This window comes from Heyndrickxia acidicola (assembly GCF_001636425.1).
GTDB classification, from domain to species: Bacteria; Bacillota; Bacilli; order Bacillales; family Bacillaceae_C; genus Bacillus_AE; species Bacillus_AE acidicola.
Genome location: NZ_KV440953.1, coordinates 325,652 through 348,020, shown reverse-complemented (window position 1 = coordinate 348,020; position 22,369 = coordinate 325,652). Strand labels below are relative to the sequence as shown.

At 38.6% G+C, this 22,369-nt stretch carries 26 protein-coding genes; 10 read left to right on the top strand and 16 right to left on the bottom strand.

Features of this window, described 5'->3' with window-relative positions:
- Positions 1-81: 81 nt before the first annotated feature.
- Positions 82-1,050 (bottom strand): ROK family glucokinase, encoded by a 969-nt coding sequence (locus A5N88_RS01540; protein WP_066262189.1) that lies wholly within the window; start codon positions 1,048-1,050, stop codon positions 82-84.
- 11 nt (positions 1,051-1,061) lie between these two features.
- Positions 1,062-1,265 (bottom strand): YqgQ family protein, encoded by a 204-nt coding sequence (locus tag A5N88_RS01535; RefSeq protein ID WP_066262186.1) that lies wholly within the window; start codon positions 1,263-1,265, stop codon positions 1,062-1,064.
- 465 nt (positions 1,266-1,730) lie between these two features.
- Here A5N88_RS01535 and A5N88_RS01530 point away from each other — a divergent pair, with 465 nt between their 5' ends.
- Positions 1,731-2,606, top strand: coding sequence for a hypothetical protein (locus A5N88_RS01530; RefSeq protein ID WP_066262184.1), 876 nt, complete (start codon positions 1,731-1,733; stop codon positions 2,604-2,606).
- 89 nt (positions 2,607-2,695) lie between these two features.
- Here the strand turns inward: A5N88_RS01530 and A5N88_RS01525 are convergent, their stop codons facing one another.
- The 4 genes from A5N88_RS01525 to rpmG all read right to left on the bottom strand — a co-directional run bounded on the left by A5N88_RS01525 (position 2,696) and on the right by rpmG (position 5,226).
- Positions 2,696-3,880: a rhomboid family intramembrane serine protease gene (locus A5N88_RS01525; protein ID WP_066262179.1), complete on the bottom strand. Its 1,185-nt coding sequence runs from the start codon at positions 3,878-3,880 to the stop codon at positions 2,696-2,698.
- Between the two features lie 114 nt (positions 3,881-3,994).
- Positions 3,995-4,171, bottom strand: a complete 177-nt coding sequence (yqgO, locus tag A5N88_RS25395; protein ID WP_198160158.1) for a protein YqgO — start codon at positions 4,169-4,171, stop codon at positions 3,995-3,997.
- Positions 4,172-4,242: 71 nt separating this feature from the next.
- On the bottom strand, positions 4,243-4,818 hold the full coding sequence (locus tag A5N88_RS01520; RefSeq protein WP_232317500.1) for a 5-formyltetrahydrofolate cyclo-ligase: 576 nt from the start codon (positions 4,816-4,818) through the stop codon (positions 4,243-4,245).
- Positions 4,819-5,076: 258 nt separating this feature from the next.
- Complete coding sequence (gene rpmG, locus A5N88_RS01515; protein ID WP_066262174.1) at positions 5,077-5,226, bottom strand: 50S ribosomal protein L33; 150 nt, start codon at positions 5,224-5,226, stop codon at positions 5,077-5,079.
- A 258-nt stretch (positions 5,227-5,484) separates the two neighbouring features.
- On the opposite strand from rpmG, the gene A5N88_RS01510 reads away from it, so the two are divergent.
- Both A5N88_RS01510 and A5N88_RS01505 read left to right on the top strand, forming a co-directional pair.
- Complete coding sequence (locus A5N88_RS01510; RefSeq protein ID WP_066262172.1) at positions 5,485-5,841, top strand: hypothetical protein; 357 nt, start codon at positions 5,485-5,487, stop codon at positions 5,839-5,841.
- 14 nt (positions 5,842-5,855) lie between these two features.
- Positions 5,856-6,278, top strand: coding sequence for an endolytic transglycosylase MltG (locus A5N88_RS01505; protein ID WP_066262170.1), 423 nt, complete (start codon positions 5,856-5,858; stop codon positions 6,276-6,278).
- Between the two features lie 43 nt (positions 6,279-6,321).
- Here A5N88_RS01505 and A5N88_RS01500 read toward each other — a convergent pair whose 3' ends face one another.
- From A5N88_RS01500 to A5N88_RS01485, 4 genes are all read right to left on the bottom strand, one after another.
- Positions 6,322-8,457 (bottom strand): peptidoglycan D,D-transpeptidase FtsI family protein, encoded by a 2,136-nt coding sequence (locus A5N88_RS01500; RefSeq protein WP_232317499.1) that lies wholly within the window; start codon positions 8,455-8,457, stop codon positions 6,322-6,324.
- A gap of 395 nt (positions 8,458-8,852) precedes the next feature.
- Positions 8,853-10,070 (bottom strand): MFS transporter, encoded by a 1,218-nt coding sequence (locus A5N88_RS01495; protein WP_066262167.1) that lies wholly within the window; start codon positions 10,068-10,070, stop codon positions 8,853-8,855.
- Between the two features lie 172 nt (positions 10,071-10,242).
- Positions 10,243-10,851, bottom strand: coding sequence for a superoxide dismutase SodA (gene sodA, locus A5N88_RS01490; RefSeq protein WP_066262164.1), 609 nt, complete (start codon positions 10,849-10,851; stop codon positions 10,243-10,245).
- Between the two features lie 99 nt (positions 10,852-10,950).
- Positions 10,951-11,433: a DUF456 domain-containing protein gene (locus tag A5N88_RS01485; protein ID WP_066262161.1), complete on the bottom strand. Its 483-nt coding sequence runs from the start codon at positions 11,431-11,433 to the stop codon at positions 10,951-10,953.
- A 177-nt stretch (positions 11,434-11,610) separates the two neighbouring features.
- On the opposite strand from A5N88_RS01485, the gene A5N88_RS01480 reads away from it, so the two are divergent.
- The 3 genes from A5N88_RS01480 (at position 11,611) to ispG (ending at position 14,682) form a co-directional block, all read left to right on the top strand.
- Positions 11,611-12,387: a DUF1189 domain-containing protein gene (locus A5N88_RS01480; RefSeq protein ID WP_066262158.1), complete on the top strand. Its 777-nt coding sequence runs from the start codon at positions 11,611-11,613 to the stop codon at positions 12,385-12,387.
- Positions 12,388-13,125: 738 nt separating this feature from the next.
- Positions 13,126-13,470, top strand: coding sequence for a protein YqfZ (gene yqfZ, locus A5N88_RS01470; protein WP_066262155.1), 345 nt, complete (start codon positions 13,126-13,128; stop codon positions 13,468-13,470).
- A 114-nt stretch (positions 13,471-13,584) separates the two neighbouring features.
- Complete coding sequence (gene ispG, locus A5N88_RS01465; protein WP_302466999.1) at positions 13,585-14,682, top strand: flavodoxin-dependent (E)-4-hydroxy-3-methylbut-2-enyl-diphosphate synthase; 1,098 nt, start codon at positions 13,585-13,587, stop codon at positions 14,680-14,682.
- 81 nt (positions 14,683-14,763) lie between these two features.
- Here ispG and A5N88_RS01460 read toward each other — a convergent pair whose 3' ends face one another.
- Positions 14,764-15,189: a DUF308 domain-containing protein gene (locus A5N88_RS01460; protein ID WP_232317498.1), complete on the bottom strand. Its 426-nt coding sequence runs from the start codon at positions 15,187-15,189 to the stop codon at positions 14,764-14,766.
- Positions 15,190-15,401: 212 nt separating this feature from the next.
- Here A5N88_RS01460 and A5N88_RS01455 point away from each other — a divergent pair, with 212 nt between their 5' ends.
- The 3 genes from A5N88_RS01455 to A5N88_RS26330 all read left to right on the top strand — a co-directional run bounded on the left by A5N88_RS01455 (position 15,402) and on the right by A5N88_RS26330 (position 16,860).
- Positions 15,402-15,971, top strand: a complete 570-nt coding sequence (locus A5N88_RS01455) for a 5' nucleotidase, NT5C type (protein WP_066262151.1) — start codon at positions 15,402-15,404, stop codon at positions 15,969-15,971.
- Positions 15,972-16,360: 389 nt separating this feature from the next.
- Complete coding sequence (locus tag A5N88_RS26335; RefSeq protein ID WP_328006966.1) at positions 16,361-16,573, top strand: DinB family protein; 213 nt, start codon at positions 16,361-16,363, stop codon at positions 16,571-16,573.
- Positions 16,552-16,860 carry a DinB family protein gene (locus tag A5N88_RS26330; protein WP_328006965.1) on the top strand — a complete coding sequence of 103 codons (309 nt, stop codon included), beginning with the start codon at positions 16,552-16,554 and terminating at the stop codon, positions 16,858-16,860. Before A5N88_RS26335 ends, A5N88_RS26330 begins: the two co-directional genes overlap by 22 nt.
- Positions 16,861-17,193: 333 nt before the next feature.
- Here the strand turns inward: A5N88_RS26330 and A5N88_RS01445 are convergent, their stop codons facing one another.
- Genes A5N88_RS01445 through A5N88_RS01435 form a run of 3 tightly spaced genes read right to left on the bottom strand, consistent with a single transcriptional unit; the run spans position 17,194 to position 19,239 of the window.
- Positions 17,194-17,604 carry a Fur family transcriptional regulator gene (locus A5N88_RS01445; protein WP_066262150.1) on the bottom strand — a complete coding sequence of 137 codons (411 nt, stop codon included), beginning with the start codon at positions 17,602-17,604 and terminating at the stop codon, positions 17,194-17,196.
- A gap of 13 nt (positions 17,605-17,617) precedes the next feature.
- Positions 17,618-18,466: a metal ABC transporter permease gene (locus A5N88_RS01440; RefSeq protein ID WP_066262148.1), complete on the bottom strand. Its 849-nt coding sequence runs from the start codon at positions 18,464-18,466 to the stop codon at positions 17,618-17,620.
- Positions 18,467-18,468: 2 nt separating this feature from the next.
- On the bottom strand, positions 18,469-19,239 hold the full coding sequence (locus tag A5N88_RS01435; RefSeq protein WP_066262146.1) for a metal ABC transporter ATP-binding protein: 771 nt from the start codon (positions 19,237-19,239) through the stop codon (positions 18,469-18,471).
- Between the two features lie 156 nt (positions 19,240-19,395).
- Here A5N88_RS01435 and A5N88_RS01430 point away from each other — a divergent pair, with 156 nt between their 5' ends.
- Positions 19,396-19,650, top strand: coding sequence for a DUF2624 domain-containing protein (locus tag A5N88_RS01430; protein ID WP_066262144.1), 255 nt, complete (start codon positions 19,396-19,398; stop codon positions 19,648-19,650).
- A gap of 67 nt (positions 19,651-19,717) precedes the next feature.
- On the opposite strand, the gene A5N88_RS01425 is transcribed toward A5N88_RS01430, so the two are convergent.
- Both A5N88_RS01425 and A5N88_RS01420 read right to left on the bottom strand, forming a co-directional pair.
- Complete coding sequence (locus A5N88_RS01425) at positions 19,718-20,608, bottom strand: deoxyribonuclease IV (RefSeq protein WP_066262141.1); 891 nt, start codon at positions 20,606-20,608, stop codon at positions 19,718-19,720.
- Between the two features lie 24 nt (positions 20,609-20,632).
- Positions 20,633-21,946, bottom strand: coding sequence for a DEAD/DEAH box helicase (locus A5N88_RS01420; protein WP_157090567.1), 1,314 nt, complete (start codon positions 21,944-21,946; stop codon positions 20,633-20,635).
- Between the last annotated feature and the right edge of the window lie 423 nt (positions 21,947-22,369).

The following is a 22,369-nucleotide window of genomic DNA, read 5'->3' as shown; positions in this document are numbered from 1 at the left end:
AAGAGCTGGTATGCAGCTCTTTTTTTGTTGGAGATACATTTCCTCAATTTTATCGCCAGATTGCCCTCATACATTACATGCCTATAGTTTATTTTTCACAAGCCATGCTGCACCAATTACACCTGCATCATTGCCAAGTGTAGCCAAAACCAGCTTTGTGGACTTTGCAACCGTTGTAAAAGCAAACTTCTCAAAATGGTATTGAAGCGGCCTTAATAACGTTTCTCCTGCTGCTGATACTCCTCCGCCGATCACGATATATTCCGGATTTAATACATTGCCGACGTTTGCAAGCGCAAGACCTAAATAAGAAGTAATTTCATCAATAATTTCTTTAGCTAATGCATCTCCATCTCGTGCAGAATCAAAAATAAGCTTTGATGTCATTCCGCCTTTTTCATCGATTAGTTTGTTTAGTACACTTTCAGCCTTCGTTTCCTTCATTTTATCGTAGGCAGCACGTACGATGCCTGTTGCAGATGCAATAGTTTCAAGACATCCAGTATTCCCGCAATTACAAAGGTATCCATTTTCCGGCTTTACAGTAATATGACCGATTTCCCCTGCTGCACCTCTAATTCCATGAACAATATCTCCGTTAACGATAACACCGCCGCCAACACCGGTTCCTAAAGTCACGCAAACGAGATTTTTAGATCCAAGGCCTGCCCCTTTCCACATTTCCCCTATTGCTGCACAATTTGCATCATTATCTACAGCTACAGGCAAACCCGTTAAGCTGCCAAGCTTTTCAGCAAGAGGAAAATTATCTTTCCAGCCAAGATTTACTGCTTCATAAATGACTCCTGTTTCAAGATTTACTGGTCCAGGTGCTCCCATCCCAATTCCAGCAACACTTTCTTTAGATGTCTTAAAATAGTTTAATTTTTCATCAATGGATTTAGCAATATCCTCAAGGATATTATTTCCGTTATCAGAAACATCAGTAGGAATCTCCCATTTATGAAAAATTTCACCCCCATCATGGATAAGTGCCATTTTTGTGGTTGTGCCACCTAAATCTACCCCAATTAAGATGTTCTTCTCCAAAATCTTCACCCTCAATTTCTTTTATCTTTTTCTTTTTGTATCTCGTTTCTTATAATTAAACGTGCTTTCTGATAGTCCATAATGTCTATCATATTTGATTGGTACATTTCTTTTAATTCCCATTCCATTAGTTCTAAATCGGCTATACGATCACCCAGATAGATGATGATTCCGAACCTTTTTAACAACTGCTGGACATCGTATAACGTTCTCATTTAGCACCATCTTTCAAAACAATTAACCTAGTAAGTATAAACCAAATTTAGCACCCTAACAAGAACCCCGCCTGATTTCTTACCTCTTTATAAAAGGCTGTTTTCGCATAAATTGTTGCTTTACGTACAAGACATCATTCCGTATGTTGTCTGACTTCGTGGCAGATGACCTTGGATACAACATCATTTTTCTGTCTGGTTGATTTCCACTTCAGGCACTCCCTTTCCGCGGGCGATAGGTAAACCTCCACGTCGCTTACTCCAGCGAAGTCTCCCTAATACGCTTTTGTACGCAGGAGTCTCTTTTATCAGCTTCAATAAACATCGGTTTAAAATCAACATTATTCCTTGGCATAGCCTATAAAAATGGAATCTTGCATTAGCTAGTCATGTTTTTAAAGATAATTTGCATATATATAGTAGAAACCTCTAAATTGGGACAAAACCTTTGTAAGGGTGTGGCTTATGAACAGAAACCGGAATCTTTATTTTCTTTATCTAATAACGATTATGATTTCTTTTTGTATTGGATGCTACCTTGTGAGACCCGATAAGGAAACCATTATTTATTTTCCACTGCATCCAAAAGCCCATTTTTTAAACGCAAAAACGCAACTTTCTGCAGAACCCTTAAATAACTCTCCTTTTTACAACATAAATTGGTCAGTAACCTCCTTACTCGATCGCAAAGCCTATCTTCGCCAGGATGCTGGACTGCTTTTTGAAGATGGTAAATTAAAATCAATCATAGGACCTGCAGAATGGAAACAAACTGCTGATACGATAAACGAGACCAGAACGTTTACCGATAAATCTTCTCATTTGTTTCAGGCCATTGCATTTCATTATGGAGAAATACACGAAAAACAAAAAATAACCAGTGTCCAGCAAATGTCCCATGACTCCTTATATGTCATTCAAACGGCAAATAACAGCCTTTATTCTTTTCGACAAGCGCAGGACTCTGTACAAGTTCAATGGGAAAGGGAATTAAATCAAAAATCCCAGCGATATTTACATTTATTATGGAAAAAAGGAATGGAGCAATGGAGCCTAAAGGCAGACTCCTATACGTCCATTCCCTTAACAGATTTGTACCAATACAATAGTGAGCCATTACCCGGGTTTACACGCACTCAATCCGACCAGATTATCGGCAGGCTTTGGGAAGGACTCTATAAACAATATATTACCGGTATAAAAAAAGAAGATGGCACTGTCATAAGTCCCATTAACAGCGCCGTTCCTCTTGTCTTAATCAATCCCACCCTGCGGGAGCTGCTGGTTCTGATCCCAACTGAGCAGTATGGAGACTTTCTCTTAAAGCAAAGGATCCCTTAAGACTGTTTGGTTATTATAAAACGAATCTTGCTGAGAAAGGCTGCAGGCCATCCTATCGTGGCGGTCAGTACACTTTTGCTAAGATGCAATTATAATGTATTGGCTGCCCCATGATAACCGATAAAAAGCATCCAAAGCGTGATAACCCCCGTGATAACCAGAGCAGCAAGCTGCGTAGACAACTTCCTTTTTTTAGGGAAGTGAACAATCGCTGCAGCAAGAAACCCGCCAGCCAGTCCGCCAATATGGCCAAAGTTATCGATACCGCCTGCAGTAAAACCAAATACTAAATTGATTATGATTACAACAATTACATCTCTTCCCATTGTTCTAAAGAAAAGCTTAGGATAGACGGCTCCAAGGTAAAGCAAGGCCCCAAAGCATCCAAAGATAGCCCCGCTGGCACCAGCCGAAATACTGTTGCTGAATAAAAAGCTTGCAAGAGATCCCGTGAAGCCGGCAAACAGGTAAATCCACAAAAAGCGGCTTCTGCCGAAGATTTTTTCAATTGTTGGCCCCAGATAATACAAAGCAAGAGAGTTCATTAGAAGATGTATAATACTTACATGTAAAAAAATCGGAGTAAAAAAGCGCCACCACTGACCGTCTATTATCAGAGGATTCACTTTAGCACCAAAGCGGATCAAATTTTGCGTCGTGTCTCCGCCTGCAACTGTCATACTAAAATAAACAACCACCTGGATAAACAAGAAAATGTAGGTAAACAGCGGTTTTCCAAACTCAAACAGCTGCCGCTCTTCCTGCACCTGATTCGCCGCGTGGGATAAAGCAGTCCGCTTAATCATTTGAATATCGATGTCCTCATAATTCTCCTTCAAAGAAAAGGCCAGCTGGTCCTTCATTAATATGGACAAGCGTTTTGTACTTTCGGACAGCCGGTCACTTGCAAATAAGATGGAGTGAACCCTCGTCCTGCCCTTATCTAATTCTAAAGGCTGCTTTAGTGTATCTTCAAAATCGTCCACTGGAGGGTACATGCTTACATAAAGATTCAGCATCTGGAAATCACGCTTGCCAAAGTGTCTGCGTATGTTTTCAGCCTGTACACCGATTTGCTGAATATCCCGTTTCATCCAGTTTCCCCAATCCAAATCATATCTCAGTATACGAACCATTTGAGCATTTCGATTTGATTGATTTTCCAGCCAAATCTCTTGTTGGTCTTCACTCATTTGAATGAGACGATATTCCTTCTCTATGATAAAGTAATGTACAATCCTCCAGAATAAAAAATCAACTTGCCTGTTCTCCAAGCTTTCCCCCGCCTTTTTATGTATTACCAATAAGATTTGATCTAACTATAACGAAAAACAAGGCCAGCTGTAAAGGAATACCCATTCCTCTAAGCTGGCCTTTAAACCTATTCTTTATCTGAACGTACTTTGAATAAATTTGGATCGGATGCCTGGAATATTCATTGCTAAATTCACAGCCCATTTTCGCAGCCAATAGCTCCCGAGCAAGGTGTTTAAAACTTTATAACGGTATCTGATTAATAGAGATACTGCCAATATAGACAGCAGCCATTTCATTAATCCGTTCATTCTTACTCCTCCTATCCAAAAATTGATACTGACTATAGTTTGTGAATAGAAGGGATGAATTATTCCTAGGCTTACTTTTTCCTTTCCATGCACGAAATCCATCCTTTTTCCGTAATGATTGCCCCTACTCGACAGTCATGTTTTTCTGTTGGCAAGTCCTCTACCATCTGTTCTGAAAAGGCAAGAGATAATGTTTCTCCCTTATAATCCTCCAAATAACGATCATAATAGCCGCCGCCAAACCCTAAACGTGATCCATTCGCTGTATAGCCTAATCCAGGTACAATGATCATGTCAATGTCAGTCTTTAAGACCTCTTTAGTAAGCTTGTCAACAGGTTCAAGCAATCCAAAATAAACCTTCTCTAGCTGGTCAAAAGAAGTGATTTCCTTAAAAATCATTTGTCGTTGCTCCGGCAGGCACTTGGGAACAACAACTTTCTTCCCCTTTTCCCAGGCTTTTCGTATGATTGGCCAGGTATCGACTTCCGGGAACCTGGATATTGTTAAAGCAATGGTGTCATGTTTCTCCCACATATTGTGATTGAATAAGTGGCTTGCAATAAAAGAGGAATAGCGATGATACGTCTCTGGATTCATTGTGTCCAGCTTTTGTTTCAGATATTTCCGCAATTCTTTTTTATTCAACCTCGTATCCTCCTTAAGAAAATGACTTGATAAGAAAAGTGCAAGCGCCTTGCTCATCGGCTTACGGATTTCGGAGTCTTCGACGAGGTAAAGAAAACACAGCGAGGGAGTTTTGGAGCTGATGTTGACTTATCTTAGTGAGAGAACGTAGATATCCGCTAGACGATGGGCGCTGGAGCTAGATAGAAACTATATTGGTAAAATACATTCTTACTTACTCTTCCTCACATAAAAAAGCAGCAGGAAGATTCCTACTGCTTACTTTGTTTCACGGTGTGCTGTTACACGTTTTTCTCTTGGACAGTATTTTTTAAGTTCAATACGGTCTGGATTGTTACGTTTATTTTTTGTTGTAATATAGTTACGCTCACCGCATTCTGTGCAAGCTAATGTTAAATTTACACGCATGTCTTTCCCTCCAAACTTCATTACATTCTTCAACTATTCATACGACTTTTCTATAATATCATTATTCTTTTGGAAATGCTAGTCTGATTTTTATTTTGATGGATTTAGTCCCATATGCCTCTCCTACTACCTCTTTTAAGACATTTATTCCCCTTCTCACTACATATCTTAGGACTTCGTATGAATTACTTCTGCCGTACTTAAAATTTTATGATATAAAAGAAAGAGGAATATTTTTCAAAGGAAAGGTTGGAACAAATGAGTATACCTGTAATCATTTTATTAAGTGCAGCGATATTATTATTTATCCTTTCTTTTTTTCAAAAGGACCGGACGTCCATATTGGAAAAGGAACTGGAGGATTTGACAATGAGCTTCCACCAGGAAACTTATCAATTAAGAAAGAGAATGGGCATTTTAGAAGAAGAACTAATGGGAAGCAGCTTCTCTTTTGCACAAGATACTGATTCCCCTAAAACAGGGGTACACGAAATACTAAAAAATCAAGTGATTTCCCTATTTCAGCAAGGACTGGATCTTGAACAGATTTCCAGGCAGTCGTCTTTATCCTTGCAAGAGGTAAAAGAAGTATTATCAGAAATACGCAAACCATAAAAAAGGAGATAAAAATGGATAAGCGGACATTAAGAGCTTTTGCAGCCGGACTTTTCCTTGCAGCCATACTGTTTTTAGGGTATCAGTTCATTAAAGCTGAACCTCCACAAACAAAAGGGAACTTAAGTGCAGAGAGTACAGCTAATTTGAAGAAGGATGTTTACTATTGGCAGACTAAATACACAAAGCTTCTTCAGCAAAAAACGGCTAAAAATAATCAAGAATTAACACGTTACCATTTGACGATTTCCAGCGGGATGACTCCCGGAATTATTGCGGATAGATTAAAGACAGGTAAAATCCTTTCCGATCCTAGTGCTTTTATGCAATACCTCGTTGATCATAAAGATGAAAATAAAGTCCAGCCGGGCGAATATGATTTAACCAGCCAGATGACTGTTTCTCAAATCGTAAATGCCATCACGAAAAATAAGTGATGGCATTTTTTGTTTCTTCCTTATAAAGAGACCGCGGTAGCATCTATAGCGGATGTATCTGTTTTTGCTGTACTCTCTGTTTCTTCAAATCATAATAGGCCTTTAAGGCTTTATTCCCGACTAATAGATTTAGATGAGGATCTTTCTGCTCTCCTTCGTATGCCCAGGGTATGACAACAGAGATTACCACTTCCGGATGATTAAAAGGAGCGTATCCTGCAAAGGTTGTGTTCCATGTCATCGGAGGAAGTACATTCCGCTTCCAATAGGTACCTGCAGCCGGTCCATCATATAATCCCTGGGCAGTACCTGTCTTCCCCGCCACTTTAAATCTGGAATCAAAGTAGCCATAGGCTGTACCTCCTGCCTCGCTTGTCACTTTCCTTAATCCCTCTTTTATCCTTTCAATCCATCTAGGTTTCATTTCCACCCGGTTTAATATTTTTGTCTCCATTTCTTTGGCTACAGAACCCAGCTCGTTTTCCCTGCTGCCCGGATAATGAATTTCCTTGGCGATGTGCGGCTGAATGCGATACCCCCCATTTGCAATCACAGACATGTATTGAGCTATTTGTAAGGGCGTATATGTGTCATATTGCCCAATCGCATAATCCAGCACTTTCCCTGGTTCACCTGGATTCATCCCCCCGAATCCCGCCTGTTCACCAGGCAAATCGATGCCTGTTTTTACACCAAGACCAAATTCAGCAAATTGCTTGCGTAACGTGCGGATAGCCGCCATTTTGTTAATTCTTAAATGGCCATCCGGAATATAATCCATCTGACCGCCAAGCTTCATCGCTGTCCTAAACATATAGACGTTTGAAGACCTTTTTAGAGCCATTAGATCGTTTATCGGTCCCATGCCTTCATCTACCCAGGATTTCTTCACTTTGGTTCCTCTGAATTTCAGCGGCTGGTCCACTAGTACTTCTCCGGGTTTCAATGCCCCAGTCTGATACCCAGCCAGGAGCGTCGCCCCTTTTACGACAGATCCCATTGAATAAGAGGTTGTCAGGTTTCCGAATGCCGCATCTGTTAATTTCAAATGTCCATTCTGCCCTCTTATCAATTGTTTACCTGCCATTGCTAGTATTTCTCCTGTATTGGGATTCATCATTGTTACAAAGGCTCTATCAAGAAAACGGTGGCCTGGCCGTTTTTTAATCAACATATTTTGAAGTATTTTTTCGACTTTTTTCTGCAATTCGACATCAATCGATAACATCAAATCGTACCCTCGTCTGCCCGGACGAATAATCTCTGAATGCAGAACCCCTCCATCTTTTCCTGTGATATTTTTCATTTTTTGTTTATGCCCTTGTAAGACATCTTCGTATTCGTACTCAAGATAGCTTTTTCCTATACGGTCGTTTCTGCTGTACTCATGGGCTAGATAATAATCAAGCAGTTCTTTTGGGAGCCCTTCTTTAGAAGAAGAGATAGTGCCAAGGATTGATTCGAGCACACCATTCTCATTAACAGCTTTAAACGGATAAACACGTTCCCAATCTGTAGTTGTATTGATTCCCGGCAAAGAAGATAAATTTTCACTTACTTCTGCGTACTCCTTTGGTGAAACATTATGATTTTTTATTACATGAGGAAAAAGAGGATAACCGTTTAACATTTCCCGGAAAATAGCTACGTTCTTTAATTCTTTCCCATGAATTGAATATAGGTCTTCTTTTGCAATTCTTGAAAGCTGCTTATGATATAAGGCAGTATTATCCAGATTTTTCATTTCAGAACGAGTGACAAGATTGGCTGCTTTTTGTGGGTTTTTTAGTATCCAATAATCCTTCCGGTCACGAAGTGTGACCAAATTCATCTCTTTTTTGTCCATATCGACATACTCCGACAATTTCTCAGCAAGTTTTAACATATCCCGCTGTGCAATCGTTTTTGGCCTTGCGTATGTAATAGCATTCAACGGTTTATTCCCCACAATAAGTGTTCCGTTTCGATCAAAAATTTCTCCGCGCGGGACAGAGGTATTAACGGTCACATCCTCTGTTCTTTCCACTTCTTTTTTATAGTCCTCACCATTTACAATCTGGATAATGCCTAAACGAAGAATCAACACAGAAAACAAAATAAAGACAATAAAAAACAACATGTTCATCCGTGAAGGTACATGAGTTCTCTTCTTTTTTTGTATTTTTTTCAATGTCTGCAATCTCACTTTCATCCTTTCAATTAGTATGAAGATGCAAGAAATGTGCAAGCGCCTTGCTCATCGGGTACGGATTTCGCAGTCTCCGAATGAGACAAGAAAACTCAGTGAGTCAGTTCATGAGCTGATGTTGACTTATTGTAGAGAGGAGTGCAGAAACACGCTAACCGATGTTAGACCTACATTGATAAAACATTGATTTAATAATAAAGCTCTATGAAAGAACAATGTTGATTCAAACCTTTTTAGATTGAGTCTGATAAGCAATACTCCTGCTGAAGAAGCGTGTTAGGGGAGACCCCTCTTGCGCCTTTCGGAAAGCGAGTGCCTGCAGAGGAAATCAACAGACAATAGTAACAGAGCCAATAAGTAAGCAATCGAATACTATCAATTGCCAGTTATGCAGAGAGTGTGTTTACTCTGCGAATAAGCAAGGATGCGCAAAGATGACCGGCACCAATGAACATTAAAAGAACAGGTATGCTTTTTGCTTCATTAAAAAAGGTAATGGCACCAATAAATAAGAGGATGGAAACAATCCTGCCGCCATTAATATACAGTTCTCTAACAACAATATATTCAATGCGCGCTTCTGCAGCCTTCCATGCTTTTCCAATGACATCATACGTCATTGAATTATAGGGCACTAATAAGATGGGATAAGCAAGAGCAATGACTCCAGCATAAAGCAAAAGTCTCGGATAGCTCACTTGAAATACGATAATAAATATCGCCGCATACAGTAAAAGTCCGCCCAATAATATTGCTTTTTTCCGGTATTCATTCTTTATCAATTTAGCCACTAATGAATACCCGATAAAAGAAATACCCGAATTGATTAAACCAAAGGTTCCAAGGGCCAGTTCACTGCCTGTTGAAATGAAAACAAATACCGAAATAATAAAAACAAACGTCCCATCCCTTAGGCCCTGACAAAAATGTGCATATGTTACATATCGCCAATTTTTATTCGTTTTTCTCTCTTCCAATACCCGCGTCAAAAGATATTTACCGTGTGCCGGCCTTCTCTCTATAGAAAAACTCATGATAACTGCCAGCGTAAACAGGGATAATGATATCCCAAACACAATGGTATAGCCAAGATTCGATACAAACTGAGAAATGATATACCCCGAGACAATAGGACCAATCATCCCTCCTCCTGAATTTAAAGTACCGAGAAAGCCATTGAAAAAATCTCTTGTTTCCGGCTCCGTAATTTCAAATGTAAGCACATTAAACGCCAGCCAATAAAAACCATACCCAATGCCTAACATAGCTCCTAAAACAATGAGATAGTGTGAAGCCTGAGGACCAAAAAACAAGACGGACAAATAAAATAACGCAAGGAAAATCACTCCAATTCGAAGAACAATAACCCTGTCTACTTTTTTGGCAAATCTTCCTGCAAGAATAAATGTGATCGGCTGCATTACAACTACCGAAAGATTATAAATTGCAAGATCTAAAAATTGCCCCGATTGCTTCCACAAATAAATATTAACAAACGTATTAGATAAAGAAATGCTGAGGGAATAAAGTCCCCCGATTACAATTAACAAACCCAGATCTTTAGTCAATTGAATATCGCCTAACCACTTTTGAAGTATGCTCATAATAAACTCCCCTTTGTATCACCTATTTTTTGATAAAAAGGAGAGTTTATTCATTGAAAAAGGAACAAACCCGTTTTCATGTTTTTAAGCCTTGCAAAGAAGTAAGATACGATTAGGAAAATGCAAAAAAAAAAAAGAGGCTTCAGCCTCTTTTTTTGGATAGAAATATTTATTATTTCGCTTCTGAATATAATTTTGAAACTTCGTCCCAATTTACAACATTCCAAAATGCATTGATATAATCCGGACGGCGGTTTTGATAGTTCAAGTAATAAGCATGCTCCCATACATCCAATCCAAGTAAAGGTGTTTTACCTTCAGAAAGAGGATTGTCCTGGTTTGGAGTGCTTGTAATTTCAAGCTCGCCATTATTTAGTACAAGCCAAGCCCAGCCAGAACCAAAACGGCCTGCAGCTGCTGCAGCAAATTCTTCTTTAAATTTTTCAAAGCTTCCAAATTTGCTTTCAATCGCTTGTGCAAGATCACCAGCTGGTTTGCCCGCACCGTTAGGAGTAAGCAATTTCCAGAATAAAGAATGGTTTGCGTGGCCGCCGCCATTATTTCTTACTGCAGTACGGATATTTTCAGGAACTGCATCCAGATTAGAAACAATCTCTTCAACGGATTTATTTAATAATTCATCGTGTCCTTGAAGGGCTTCATTTAATTTTGTTACGTATGTGTTGTGGTGTTTAGTATGATGAATATTCATCGTTTCCTTGTCAATGTGAGGCTCAAGAGCGTCATAAGCGTATGGTAATTGCGGTAATTCAAATGCCATTTAAAATTCCTCCCTTATGTATTTGATTGGTTTTCAATTTTAGATTACCAAATGCGGACAAATCAATCAAATAAATTGATTTATTCCTAAAAAAAATTTTTAGTGGACCCTGATTAAAAAGTATAAAACCATAAGAATCTGTATGAGTCCCTTTGCTGCAATACTGCTAAAAAAGCCAATTAAAGACCCAAAACCAATTTTAACTGCTTTTGATAATGAGGTTCTATTGATCAACAGCTCCCCTGCCACAGCACCAATAAAAGGCCCGATGATAAGGCCAATTACCGGAATGATAAACGGTCCTGCCAACAGGCCGATTGTACTCCCCCATACCCCTGCTTTGGATCCTCCAAATCGTTTAACTCCAATAAGATTGGACAGATAATCTGCTGAAAACAGAAGAGCAACAAACAAAATTTGTACTGCCCAGAAAATCCAGTGGAGAGGAGAAAAAGTAAAGAACACACCATAAAGCACAAAGGCTGCGACGAGAAATAGAACACTCGGAATAATCGGATAGACGAGGCCAATAAAGGCAATGATGATAAATATGCTGATAACCGCCCAATAAAGATATTCCATTCATAACCACCTTCTTTGCTGATTTTTTTCATTTTACCCTTTTTCACCTGAATTACGACTCTTCATTTCATTGAAGGAATTCTTTTCAATGTTTTTCCTTAACATTTAATAAAAAACTGATTAGAATGAAATTATTATCGCTGCTTATATTGCATGCAGCAAAGGATGTGATTGCCCATGAATATTTTCAAACAGTTTATTAAAAGCATTTATTCACCTAAGGATATCGCAAAATTCCGATTTCAAGGAATAGGAAAAACCATTCTATATGTTTTCTTCATTATGCTGCTGTCCATTATTCCAGGGGTCATTTATATTACGAAGCTGGCCTATACCGTATTGGATGAAGGCCAGCAAATTATTACTCATGACATCCCCTCTTTTTCCATACATAATGGAACTCTTTTTTCAAAAGAAAAAAAACCTCTCATTATTGTAAAAAACGATCTAACAGTACTATTTGACTCGACAGGCAGCATCCAGGAAAATGATGTTCAAAAAGGCGGAACAGTCATCGCTCTCCTAAAACATACATTTATTTTTAAATCAGACGGTAAAACGCAAGTAATGGCATATTCCACATTGGAAAACCAAAATTTAAACAACTCGAACATCCAAAGCTTTCTACGTTCCTTGCAAGGGGTAATGTGGGTAGGCATCCCGGTATTATTTATTTTCTACTATTTAATGACTGCAGCTGGGGGCTTTATCAAAATCTCGATTTTTGCCCTGTTTGGCCTTTTATTGGCCATAAGACTCGAAAAAAAAGTTAACTACCGGCAGAGCTGGAGACTGACAGCGTATAGTATTACGCTGCCTTCCGTTTTTTTTACTATTATGGCTGCATTAAAAACAACGGTAGCAGGAGCTATTTACATCGATTGGATTATTACTTTGATTGTCATGCTGCTAAGCATTCGGGAAATCCCATCTCCAAAAAAAACATCTGTTTAAGACTCTCGAGGTGACTCAAAAGGCGGTTATAAGCGGCCTTTTGAGTCACCTCTCTTTTATTTTTGGACAGAAAAAAGTAAAAGTGGAGAAGAACAATTGATGAGAATAATAGCCTGGTGTCTATCTTTTAAGAAGCCATTTGTGAAGAAAAGAACAGGCAGGGCGAATAGCGCTGAGCATATTTAGTAATACCCAAAGATCGTTTGGTTCAACGTTTATTAGAATGGAAGGCAAAAACTCCTTCAAGTTATGCAGGTTATTGGGGGATTCCCATAAGAATGCAACAATGTGGTTCCACTACCGCCCGTGGAAAGCGAGCGCCAACAGTGCAAATCAACCAGCATGGGGCACTCCACCATATCTCTGTTAGAGCCAGGAGTACAAACGAATCTAAAGTTGATTGAATTGGATACACGAGACTCCTGCGGGATCAGGTGGCCTCTGGTAGGCCCCGCAGGAGCTTGCTATGATGAGGCTCCCCAACCGCCCCCGGAAAGCGAGTGTCTGCAGGGCAAATCAACCAGCAGGATGATCAGAACACAGCCTATATCTATGCAAAATCCAGCTTTGATTTCACTTAAAGGTTAATTGAAGCCAAAATAAAGGCTTACAGTAGAAATCAATATATAGGACTCTGTTATTTTTAACATAAAAATTTAACAGAGATTTTTTAAAAAATAGTCATATTTCTTTCTGGACAAGCATATACATATACCACATTAAAAGGAGGGCGTTTTTTTGAAAAAATTAATTGGACTCATAGCCGTTCTAATCGTTTTATACAGCGTCTACTTTGATTTGAAATTCGGGACAATCCCTAACGCCACAGTTGCTTCCGCTGCCAATAAGCCTGATGTAAATCAAACACAGCCAAAGCCTGCCTCCCAGAAGTCAAATTTTAAAATTATAGAAGTGAAACCAGGCGATACTGTATTATCTATAGCAGCAAAACTTGAGAAAAACAATAGCAAAATAGAAGTAGCAAAGGTAATAAAGGATTTCACAAAATTAAATCCGGGCATCCAGCCTAAAGATATTCAGATTGGCCAAATCTATCGTTTTCCCATATATCAACAACACTGATTCTGTGCAAATTCTTGTCAATTTCAAAGGAATATTGGTACAATGATAATAGTTCTTATATAATTAACATGAATGAATTTTGTTTTTAAAAGGAGCGAATTACCCTTGGGTGAAATTACACATCGTTCACAAACCCGCCCTGTCAAAGTAGGTAATTTAACGATTGGCGGGAATGATGAACTAATCATACAAAGCATGACCACAACGAAAACACATGATGTGGAAGCTACAGTTGCCCAGATCCACCGCCTGGAAGAAGCAGGCTGCCAGATCGTAAGGGTTGCAGTACCTGATGAACGTGCAGCCAACGCCATTCCAGACATTAAAAGACAAATTAATATCCCTTTAGTAGCGGATATTCATTTTGATTATCGCTTAGCTTTAAAAGCCATTGAAGGCGGTATTGATAAAATCCGTATTAATCCTGGAAACATCGGCAAAAGAGAAAAAGTTGAAGCAGTTGTAAAGGCGGCAAAAGAAAAAGGGATTCCTATTCGAATTGGCGTAAATGCCGGAAGTCTTGAAAAGCATATTCTAAATAAATATGGCTATCCAACTGCTGACGGCATGGTTGAAAGTGCTCTTCATCACATTAAGATCCTTGAAGATCTTGATTTTCATGATATTATCGTATCCATGAAAGCATCTGATGTGCAGCTTGCCATTGAAGCATACGAGAAAGCTGCAAGAGCATTTAATTATCCATTGCACTTAGGCATTACCGAGTCTGGAACTCTTTTCTCCGGAACCATCAAAAGTGCTGCCGGCCTTGGCACTATCTTAAGTAAAGGCATCGGAAACACACTTCGTGTCTCCCTTAGCGCTGATCCAGTGGAGGAAATTAAGGTTGCCAGAGAACTGTTAAAAATATTTGGTCTTTCTTCCAATGCTGCAACCCTGATTTCCTGTCCTACTTGCGGGCGAATTGAAATTGACCTTATCAGCATTGCAAATGAAGTGGAAGAATATATACAAACAATCAAAGCACCAATAAAAGTCTCTGTTTTAGGATGTGCGGTTAATGGTCCCGGAGAAGCACGTGAAGCTGATATCGGAATAGCTGGCGCACGCGGAGAAGGATTATTATTCCGCAAAGGCCAAATTGTGCGCAAGGTACCGGAAGAAACAATGGTTGAGGAACTAAAGAAAGAAATTGACCTTGTAGCAGAGGAATATTTCAAAAAACAAGAAGAAGAAAAACAAAATGCATAAATAAAGCGGGGCAGCTGCCCCGCTTTATTTATTTCTAAAGGACACCCTTTATCGGAGTAGGGTCCCACTCTCATGAAACCCTTAGAAAAAAGGGAGCACAAAAATTCCAATTATAACAGATACTGCTCCTATCCCAATGCTCCAGGCACCCAATGAATCAGCCCCTCTTCTGCGAGCCATAATTCCCAAGACAACAGCTGCTGCTCCGAAAATGACAGGCAGTACAAACAATGAGATTAAGGAGATGGCTAATGCAATCCATCCCAAAACACTCGCTCCTGCCCCTGTACCCAGTGCAGTTTGTCTATCTATATCACCATGGTTATAGTCCCGTTTTAAAGATACAGGTGCATGAATTTCAGCTGCAGTCTCTTCACGATAATCATGGGAAACAGCAGTATTGATTGAATTGCCTGTTTCTTCTGCCTTCATTTCTCTAAACGTTTCACTCGGTGCATCCGTCCTATTTTCCTGTTCCAATTGACGATTATTCTTGATTTCGTCCATTTGATTCCCTCACTTTCAAATAGTTGGAGCACTATTTATTTTGCACGTAAGCTTCGCTTTTCACTATAACAATCTTTGGTATGATTGGCCTCACTCGAATGTCTTTTCCAACAAACCTTGATATGGTAAACTGCAGTAGAGGCAGAGAACCTGGTTAGAGCGCTGTCTATTCACAAAGTTCGCTGTTTAATGCAGATAAAGGGGAATATAGAATGAAAAAACGATTTGGCATTGATATAGATGGAACAGTTACACATCCCTCTTCCTTAATTCCGTACATAAACGACCAATATCATTTAAACATTACACTTGATGACATTACAGAATATAACTTATCCGCTGCGTTAAATTTAGAGCCCAAGGCTTTTTACGAATGGTTTATTGATACAGAGCCCAAAATCTATTCAGAATCCCCTCTTGCTCCTGGCGCAAAAGAAATTTTAACCAAATGGAAAAATCAATATCATCTTTATTTCATTAGTGCGCGCAGTTCTCATTTATTGGAACTTACCCGGAACTGGTTCACGAAAAATGACTTGCTTTATGATCATATTGAACTAATTGGTTCCCATTATAAAGTAGAAGCAGCTAAAAAATATGAAGTTGATCTGTTCTTTGAGGATAAGCATGATAATGCTGTTATGATCCATGAAGAGCTTCAAATTCCTGTAATCCTCTTTGATACACCTTATAACAGGGATCCTATTCCTGAAGGCGTTATTAGGGTGAAAAACTGGAGCGAAGCAAACGAATGGGTTGCAAACTGGGACAATAAAGCATAATTCGTTTACCCTTTTGGCTTTGTTAAAGGCTACTGTTGTTTTTTAGCTCATTCTTTTTTTACTGTAAAATGAGCTAAAAAATAAGCAGTTATCAACATTGAAATTTAACAGCCATCCTTTTAAATAGCCTAATAAAAAACATGGATTTATATCCTAACGGGTTCGGTTTTGAAGTAGAAAAACTTAATTCACATATCAATTCGCACCTTAATTAGCAATCTAAATCTTAATAAATTCCACACCAGAAAACGCACAGTGATTAGTTCGCTGGGCGTTTTTCACCCTGTCAGAATTGTATGTTTGAATCTTCTGAATATTTTATGGGTAATTATGTTAAATTAGAAATGAGAGTCTTGTAAAGGTTTACACTTATATCGGAGGTGTGAATTATGATTCAACTTGCACTAAAAATGTATGACTATCATGTTTGGGCAAATCAAACACTATTTAATCGATTAAAAGAGCTATCTAATGATGTTTATCATCTAGAAATTCAAAGCGTTTTTCCCACTATATCCAAAGTGGTTTCTCACATGTATATCGTCGATAACTTTGGTTTCACATTATTTCTGGTAAAAACATGCCAGAAGCATTGGAAATAGACAAACAATCAGGAGAAGGAAAAGATATTGAAGAAATGGATAGGTTATTTTACGACTTATCACAAAAATATAAAGAAGTTCTAAACAAGCAAGATGATTTTGAAAAGATAGTAGTACTGGACATTCCATGGGACGGAAAAAGGGAAACTAGTCTTTCTGAAATGGTCATGCACATTGTCACTCATGCAACTTATCACAGGGGAAATATCACTTCGATGTTACGCCAAATGGGTTACCCATCTGTCACAACTGACCTTACGCGTTACTGGTACTCGGAACAAAATTAAGTACTGTATATGGTGTATATCAAGGCTATATAAACACCTAAATGAAGAATAAACCGATTATTATTTAAGCGGTCCTTTTTAATGTCCTCGGCATAAAAATCTGCAGAGGTTTTAACAAGTCAATTCGCAGGTGTCTGCCAATCAGCAGACTGTTGTGAATTGGTGTGTGAATTATGGTGTTAAAATAACCCAAACGTTTTAATACCAACAAATATAAGGGATACCAATCCATACGCGAATTAGTATCCCTTTTAGCTTGTTATTTGATGTTTTCTACCTCAAAACCGAACCCGTTATTTATATCCAAGCTTTTTTATTTATGCTTATCCCTATTTAATGACAATCCGCACAAGTGCCATAGATTTCAAATTTATGTCCTGAAACTGTAAAGCCATCAAAGCCTTCTTCTATCTGCTTCATCGGACAAACTTCTATTTCCTTTGTTTTTCCGCATTCTAAACAAATTAGATGATGATGATGTGTCTTTATTGAACAACTGAAACGAAAGTGCTTCTCCCCAGAAAGCTCGGTTGTCTCCAGTATTCCTAATTCTGCAAACAAGCTTAGGTTACGGTAAATCGTATCAAAGCTTAAACCAGGGTAGTCCTGCTTCATGCCTTCTAGTACTTCCTTAGCTGTTAAATATTTATTATTAGAAGAAAACAATTCAAGCATCTGTTCTCTTTTCCCAGTATATTTATACCCTTTGTCTTTTAAGATGTTTATGGCTTCTGACGTCTTCATTGTACTGCACCCCTTATTTACTTATTGCTGATGCACCCCTCAACCGTTTAATCATCATGGAAACAAACAATAACAAAATGGAGATGACTACGATTGCTCCTCCGGGAGCAAGATTTAATTCATAGGCACTTGTCAGTCCGCCAATTACCGCTATTTCACCAAAAATAATGGAGAATAATATGGTTTGTTTAAATCCCCTTGAAATGCGGATGCTCGCAGCTACTGGAAGTGTCATAAGTGCCGATACCAGTAATATTCCTACAATTCGCATGGCTACAGAAATAACAAGCGCTACAAGAACGATAAAAATAAAGTGGATCGTTTTTGCAGGAAGCCCTGACGCTCTGGCATATTCCTCATCAAAAGAAAGGAGAAAGAGCTCCTTATATAATAAGAAAATGGTTACAATCACAACAATGCTAATGCCAATGATCAAATAAAGATCTGTTTGGCTGACAGCACTCACACTCCCAAATAAGTAATTAAATAAGTCCGTATTAAAACCATTTGCAAGGGAAATAAAAATCAAACCGATCCCAATCCCCCCTGACATAATAATCGGAATCGCCAATTCCTGATAATGCTTATAAATACTTCTCAGTCTTTCGATAAAAAGAGAAGCAAGCAAGGAAAAACCTGTTCCAATGTACAGAGGGTTAAGATTTGAAAGCGGTGCACATGTTTTACTGATGAATAAGCTGACTGCAATACCTGCAAGTGTAATATGACTTAGCGCATCAGCGATAAGCGATAGTCTCCTAACCACAATAAAACATCCTAAAAGCGGTGCTATGATACCAATGATGATTCCTGTTAAAAATGTGTCTTGCAAAAATCGGTAGTGTATTAAATCTGAAAGCATGATTAAACTCCTTCTTTTTCATGGTCACGTGACAATACACGGACATTAAAATGATAAAGTGAGGAGAGTTCATGCTCATCTAGCTTTTCAAATTCCTCTTTATCTCCATGAAAATGTAAATGCTTATTCAAACAAGCTACCTGTGATACCTTATTTGTAATGGTACCTGTATCATGGGTGACTAAGATAAGTGTAATGCCTAATTCACGGTTCAGCTTTTCCAGTATTTCATAAAACGACTGCACATGTTTTGCATCAATACCGACAGTGGGCTCATCCAAAATTAACACATCCGGATGGCTTACAATGGCTCTGGCAATAAATACGCGCTGCTGCTGCCCCCCTGATAATTCTCCAATATTTCTGTCAGCATAATCTTCCATTCCAAGAGAAACAATCGCCTTCATAATTTCTTCAGCCTGCTTTTTTCCTATTCGGGAAAATAGCCCTGTTTTTTTTGCCAGACCACTAGCGACAACTTCATAGACAGTGGCAGGGAAACCGGTGTTAAAAGAATTGGCCTTCTGTGATACAAAACCAATTCTCGACCAATCCTTAAACTTGGACAACGGCTGTCCAAATAAAAGAATTTCCCCCTTCTGAGGCTTCAGTAAACCCAGCACCAGCTTTAATAGAGTTGACTTGCCAGAACCATTTGGGCCTACCAGTCCTAAAAAAGTACCCTTGGGTATTTCCATATTAATATGTTCCAGTACATTCTCTTTTTCATATCGAAAACTTACATTTTTTATGTCAATTACATTATTGCTCATTTTGCAAACAGACTCCCTTGATAAGAATCATTACGATTTAAATCATAAATGAGTATACCTGAATTTTTTTCTTCTGTAAACTATTGCGCTGTCCATACATTTTTCTGGAACATTTTTCATGTCCCTTACATATGTTTCATTGAGGAGTGATGAGCGATGAAGCTAATACAAAATATGATTAACTTCAAAGTAAACAGTATTTCCGGCGATGAGTTATTTAAATACGCCAAACAATTCAATGTCTCATTAAATCAAGGAGACGCTGACAAAATCGCTACGTATCTCAGGGGAAAACGTGTCGACTTATTTAACGATCAGGAAAGGACCAAAGTAATAAAAGAAATAGCCAAAATTACCAGCCCTGAGACCGCCAAACAAATTAACCAGGTGTTTATACAGTTCACTAAGTAAAAAGAAACTGGAATTTCTCCAGTTTCTTTTTATTAGGCTCTTTTAAAAAGATCTTTTACAATAACAATTATTTTACAATTTTTTTTAATAAATCTGGATCAAACTGTCCGCTTCTGAGCATATCTATTTCATACTTATAAGGCGGTTTTTTATTATTCTTATCTTCCCCCACATATGGAGTTTCAAGAATTTTCGGAACATCCTGAAGCTGTGGATGATGAACGATATAATTTAACGCTTCAAAACCTATATGGCCAAAACCGATATTTTCATGCCGATCTTTTCTCATGCCTCTCTCATTTTTACTGTCGTTAATATGGAGAACTTTCAGTCTGTCGATACCGATGATTTTATTAAATTCATCTAATACACCATCAAAATTTTGCTTTACATCATAGCCTGCGTCGTTTGTATGGCAGGTATCAAAGCAAACAGAAAGCTTATCATTAAAATGTACACCATCAAAGATTCTAGCAAGTTCTTCGAAGGATCGTCCGCACTCGGAACCTTTTCCCGCCATTGTTTCAAGTGCAATCTGGACGTTTTGCTCGGCTGTCAGCACTTCATTTAAGCCTTCAATAATTTGGGCAATCCCTTTTTCCTCCCCCTCACCAACGTGTGCACCGGGATGAAGAACAATTTGTCTGGCACCAATGGCCTCTGTGCGTTCAATTTCAGATCTTAAAAAATTCACACCGAGCTCATAGGTTGCGGGATTGATGGTATTGCCAATATTGATGATATAAGGAGCATGGACAACAATGTCTGTAATACCATGCTGCTCCATAAAGGCACGTCCTGCTTCAATGTTCAAATCCTCAATTTTTTTCCTTCTCGTATTCTGAGGTGCCCCTGTATAGATCATAAAGGTATTTGCTCCGTAGCTTACAGCCTCCTCTGCTGCAGCTAAGAGCATCTTCTTTCCGCTCATGGATACATGTGAACCAATTTTCAACATATCAGCCATCTCCCTTGCTTTTCCTTAACGTTTTTTAAGTCTTCTTTCCCTCTTTTTCATTTCTTCCACTTTCCAGTTAATTTTTCTTTTATATCCCGGCTTAACCTTTTTCGGTTTTTTCACAAGATTTCTTGCTTTTTCCTCTATTTCATCGGTTTGCTTAATCCGCTTTTTTCTTCGGTTCCGATCCGTCGCCTGTTCCAGTACGCCCTTTTGCAAATCCATCGTTTGGAATTCAATCCCTATTTTCTCTAGACGGGCTAGTGCATCGTCGTCAGATGGTTCGTAAATGGTTACAGCAATCCCTGCATATCCGGCTCTTGCCGTTCTTCCTACACGATGGACATAAAAATCCAAATCCTGAGGCAATTCATAGTTAATGACATGGCTGACGCCTGCTATATCTATTCCTCGAGCAGCCAGGTCCGTCGCAACAATATATTGGAAATCTAAATTGCGGATTTGTTTCATCACTTTCGTTCTTTCACGAGGAGAAAGGTCTCCATGTATGCGGCCTACCTTTAATCCCTTCTCTATTAACTGGTCTGCCACCTGGTCTGCCATTGTTTTCGTATTGGTAAACACGATGGCGAGGTAGGGATTATAGACAATCAATAAATCATGGAGCAGGTCTATTTTTTGTCTGCTCTTTAATGGAACCAGGACATGTTCAATATTTTCAGCAGAAATTTGTTTTGGCTGCACATGCTCGTATGCAGGATTTTCCATATATTTTTTCAAAAATGGCTTCAATTTTTCAGGAATTGTGGCAGAAAATACTAGAATTTGAAGATCCTTAGGCATTTTTGCAGCTATTTGATCCACATCAAAAAGGAATCCCATGTCAAGCATTAAGTCGGCTTCATCCACTACAAGCTTTGAAGCAGTATGTACAAATAATGCCTGTTCTTTTACTAAGTCGTTAATTCTGCCCGGAGTACCTACCACAATATGAGGCTGCTTTTTCAGCTTTTCAATTGTTCTTTGTTTATCCGTGCCTCCAATATAACAACGTGCTTTAATGGACTGCTCGCCGCTATCAGCAAATTTTGCGATCTTTAAAATTTCCTGATAAATTTGGTTAGAAAGCTCGCGAGTTGGGGCTGTAATGACTGCCTGGACTTCATCCAGATCAGGATTGATTTCATTAAGGATTGGCAGCAAGTAAGCATGTGTTTTTCCTGTTCCGGTCTGAGATTGTCCGATGGCACTTTCCCCGCGCATAATAGTGGGAATCATTTTCTTTTGGATTTCTGTAGGCTCGTGAAAACCTAATTCGTCGATTGCGCTGATAATGTATGATTTAAACGGATATACGTCAAATTTATTTGTTGACAATATCTTCACTCCTTTTTTTCTTGCTTTCATGTACGTTCTATCTTTATAACAAAGTGTTGTTATTTTAAAAGTCCATTTTGTTATTATAATCGACAATAACTAAAACTTCCACCTAAGTCTATATTTCCTTTCCATTCGGATATTTATGATAAGGCTTTTTTCGTTTTTGCTGCTAATTGACTCCCTGAAATAATTAGGATCTTTTTGTAAACTTTGCTGCTATTTAACAAAAAAATGATGAAATTCACGGGCTCTGTAGTAAACCTGTGAATTACTTACGAAAAGATGCCACGAAGACGGACAAAATACGGATATATTTCTTGTACGTAAAGCAACAATCTCTGCGAAAACAGCCAAAAATTAATAATCAGTTTCAGTATGAAAACTTGTGTATCGATTATGATTTCAGCTTTCAAGTTTCCC

What these genes read in the sequence shown, in the direction of transcription:
- A5N88_RS01535 (WP_066262186.1), bottom strand. Translation starts at nt 1,265, where the DNA reads ATGAGAACGTTATACGATGTCCAGCAGTTGTTAAAAAGGTTCGGAATC.
- A5N88_RS01530 (WP_066262184.1), top strand. Translation starts at nt 1,731, where the DNA reads ATGAACAGAAACCGGAATCTTTATTTTCTTTATCTAATAACGATTATG.
- yqgO (WP_198160158.1), bottom strand. Translation starts at nt 4,171, where the DNA reads ATGAACGGATTAATGAAATGGCTGCTGTCTATATTGGCAGTATCTCTA.
- rpmG (WP_066262174.1), bottom strand. Translation starts at nt 5,226, where the DNA reads ATGCGTGTAAATTTAACATTAGCTTGCACAGAATGCGGTGAGCGTAAC.
- A5N88_RS01510 (WP_066262172.1), top strand. Translation starts at nt 5,485, where the DNA reads ATGAGTATACCTGTAATCATTTTATTAAGTGCAGCGATATTATTATTT.
- A5N88_RS01505 (WP_066262170.1), top strand. Translation starts at nt 5,856, where the DNA reads ATGGATAAGCGGACATTAAGAGCTTTTGCAGCCGGACTTTTCCTTGCA.
- A5N88_RS01495 (WP_066262167.1), bottom strand. Translation starts at nt 10,070, where the DNA reads ATGAGCATACTTCAAAAGTGGTTAGGCGATATTCAATTGACTAAAGAT.
- sodA (WP_066262164.1), bottom strand. Translation starts at nt 10,851, where the DNA reads ATGGCATTTGAATTACCGCAATTACCATACGCTTATGACGCTCTTGAG.
- A5N88_RS01485 (WP_066262161.1), bottom strand. Translation starts at nt 11,433, where the DNA reads ATGGAATATCTTTATTGGGCGGTTATCAGCATATTTATCATCATTGCC.
- A5N88_RS01480 (WP_066262158.1), top strand. Translation starts at nt 11,611, where the DNA reads ATGAATATTTTCAAACAGTTTATTAAAAGCATTTATTCACCTAAGGAT.
- A5N88_RS01460 (WP_232317498.1), bottom strand. Translation starts at nt 15,189, where the DNA reads ATGGACGAAATCAAGAATAATCGTCAATTGGAACAGGAAAATAGGACG.
- A5N88_RS01455 (WP_066262151.1), top strand. Translation starts at nt 15,402, where the DNA reads ATGAAAAAACGATTTGGCATTGATATAGATGGAACAGTTACACATCCC.
- A5N88_RS26335 (WP_328006966.1), top strand. Translation starts at nt 16,361, where the DNA reads ATGATTCAACTTGCACTAAAAATGTATGACTATCATGTTTGGGCAAAT.
- A5N88_RS26330 (WP_328006965.1), top strand. Translation starts at nt 16,552, where the DNA reads ATGCCAGAAGCATTGGAAATAGACAAACAATCAGGAGAAGGAAAAGAT.
- A5N88_RS01445 (WP_066262150.1), bottom strand. Translation starts at nt 17,604, where the DNA reads ATGAAGACGTCAGAAGCCATAAACATCTTAAAAGACAAAGGGTATAAA.
- A5N88_RS01440 (WP_066262148.1), bottom strand. Translation starts at nt 18,466, where the DNA reads ATGCTTTCAGATTTAATACACTACCGATTTTTGCAAGACACATTTTTA.
- A5N88_RS01435 (WP_066262146.1), bottom strand. Translation starts at nt 19,239, where the DNA reads ATGAGCAATAATGTAATTGACATAAAAAATGTAAGTTTTCGATATGAA.
- A5N88_RS01430 (WP_066262144.1), top strand. Translation starts at nt 19,396, where the DNA reads ATGAAGCTAATACAAAATATGATTAACTTCAAAGTAAACAGTATTTCC.
- A5N88_RS01425 (WP_066262141.1), bottom strand. Translation starts at nt 20,608, where the DNA reads ATGTTGAAAATTGGTTCACATGTATCCATGAGCGGAAAGAAGATGCTC.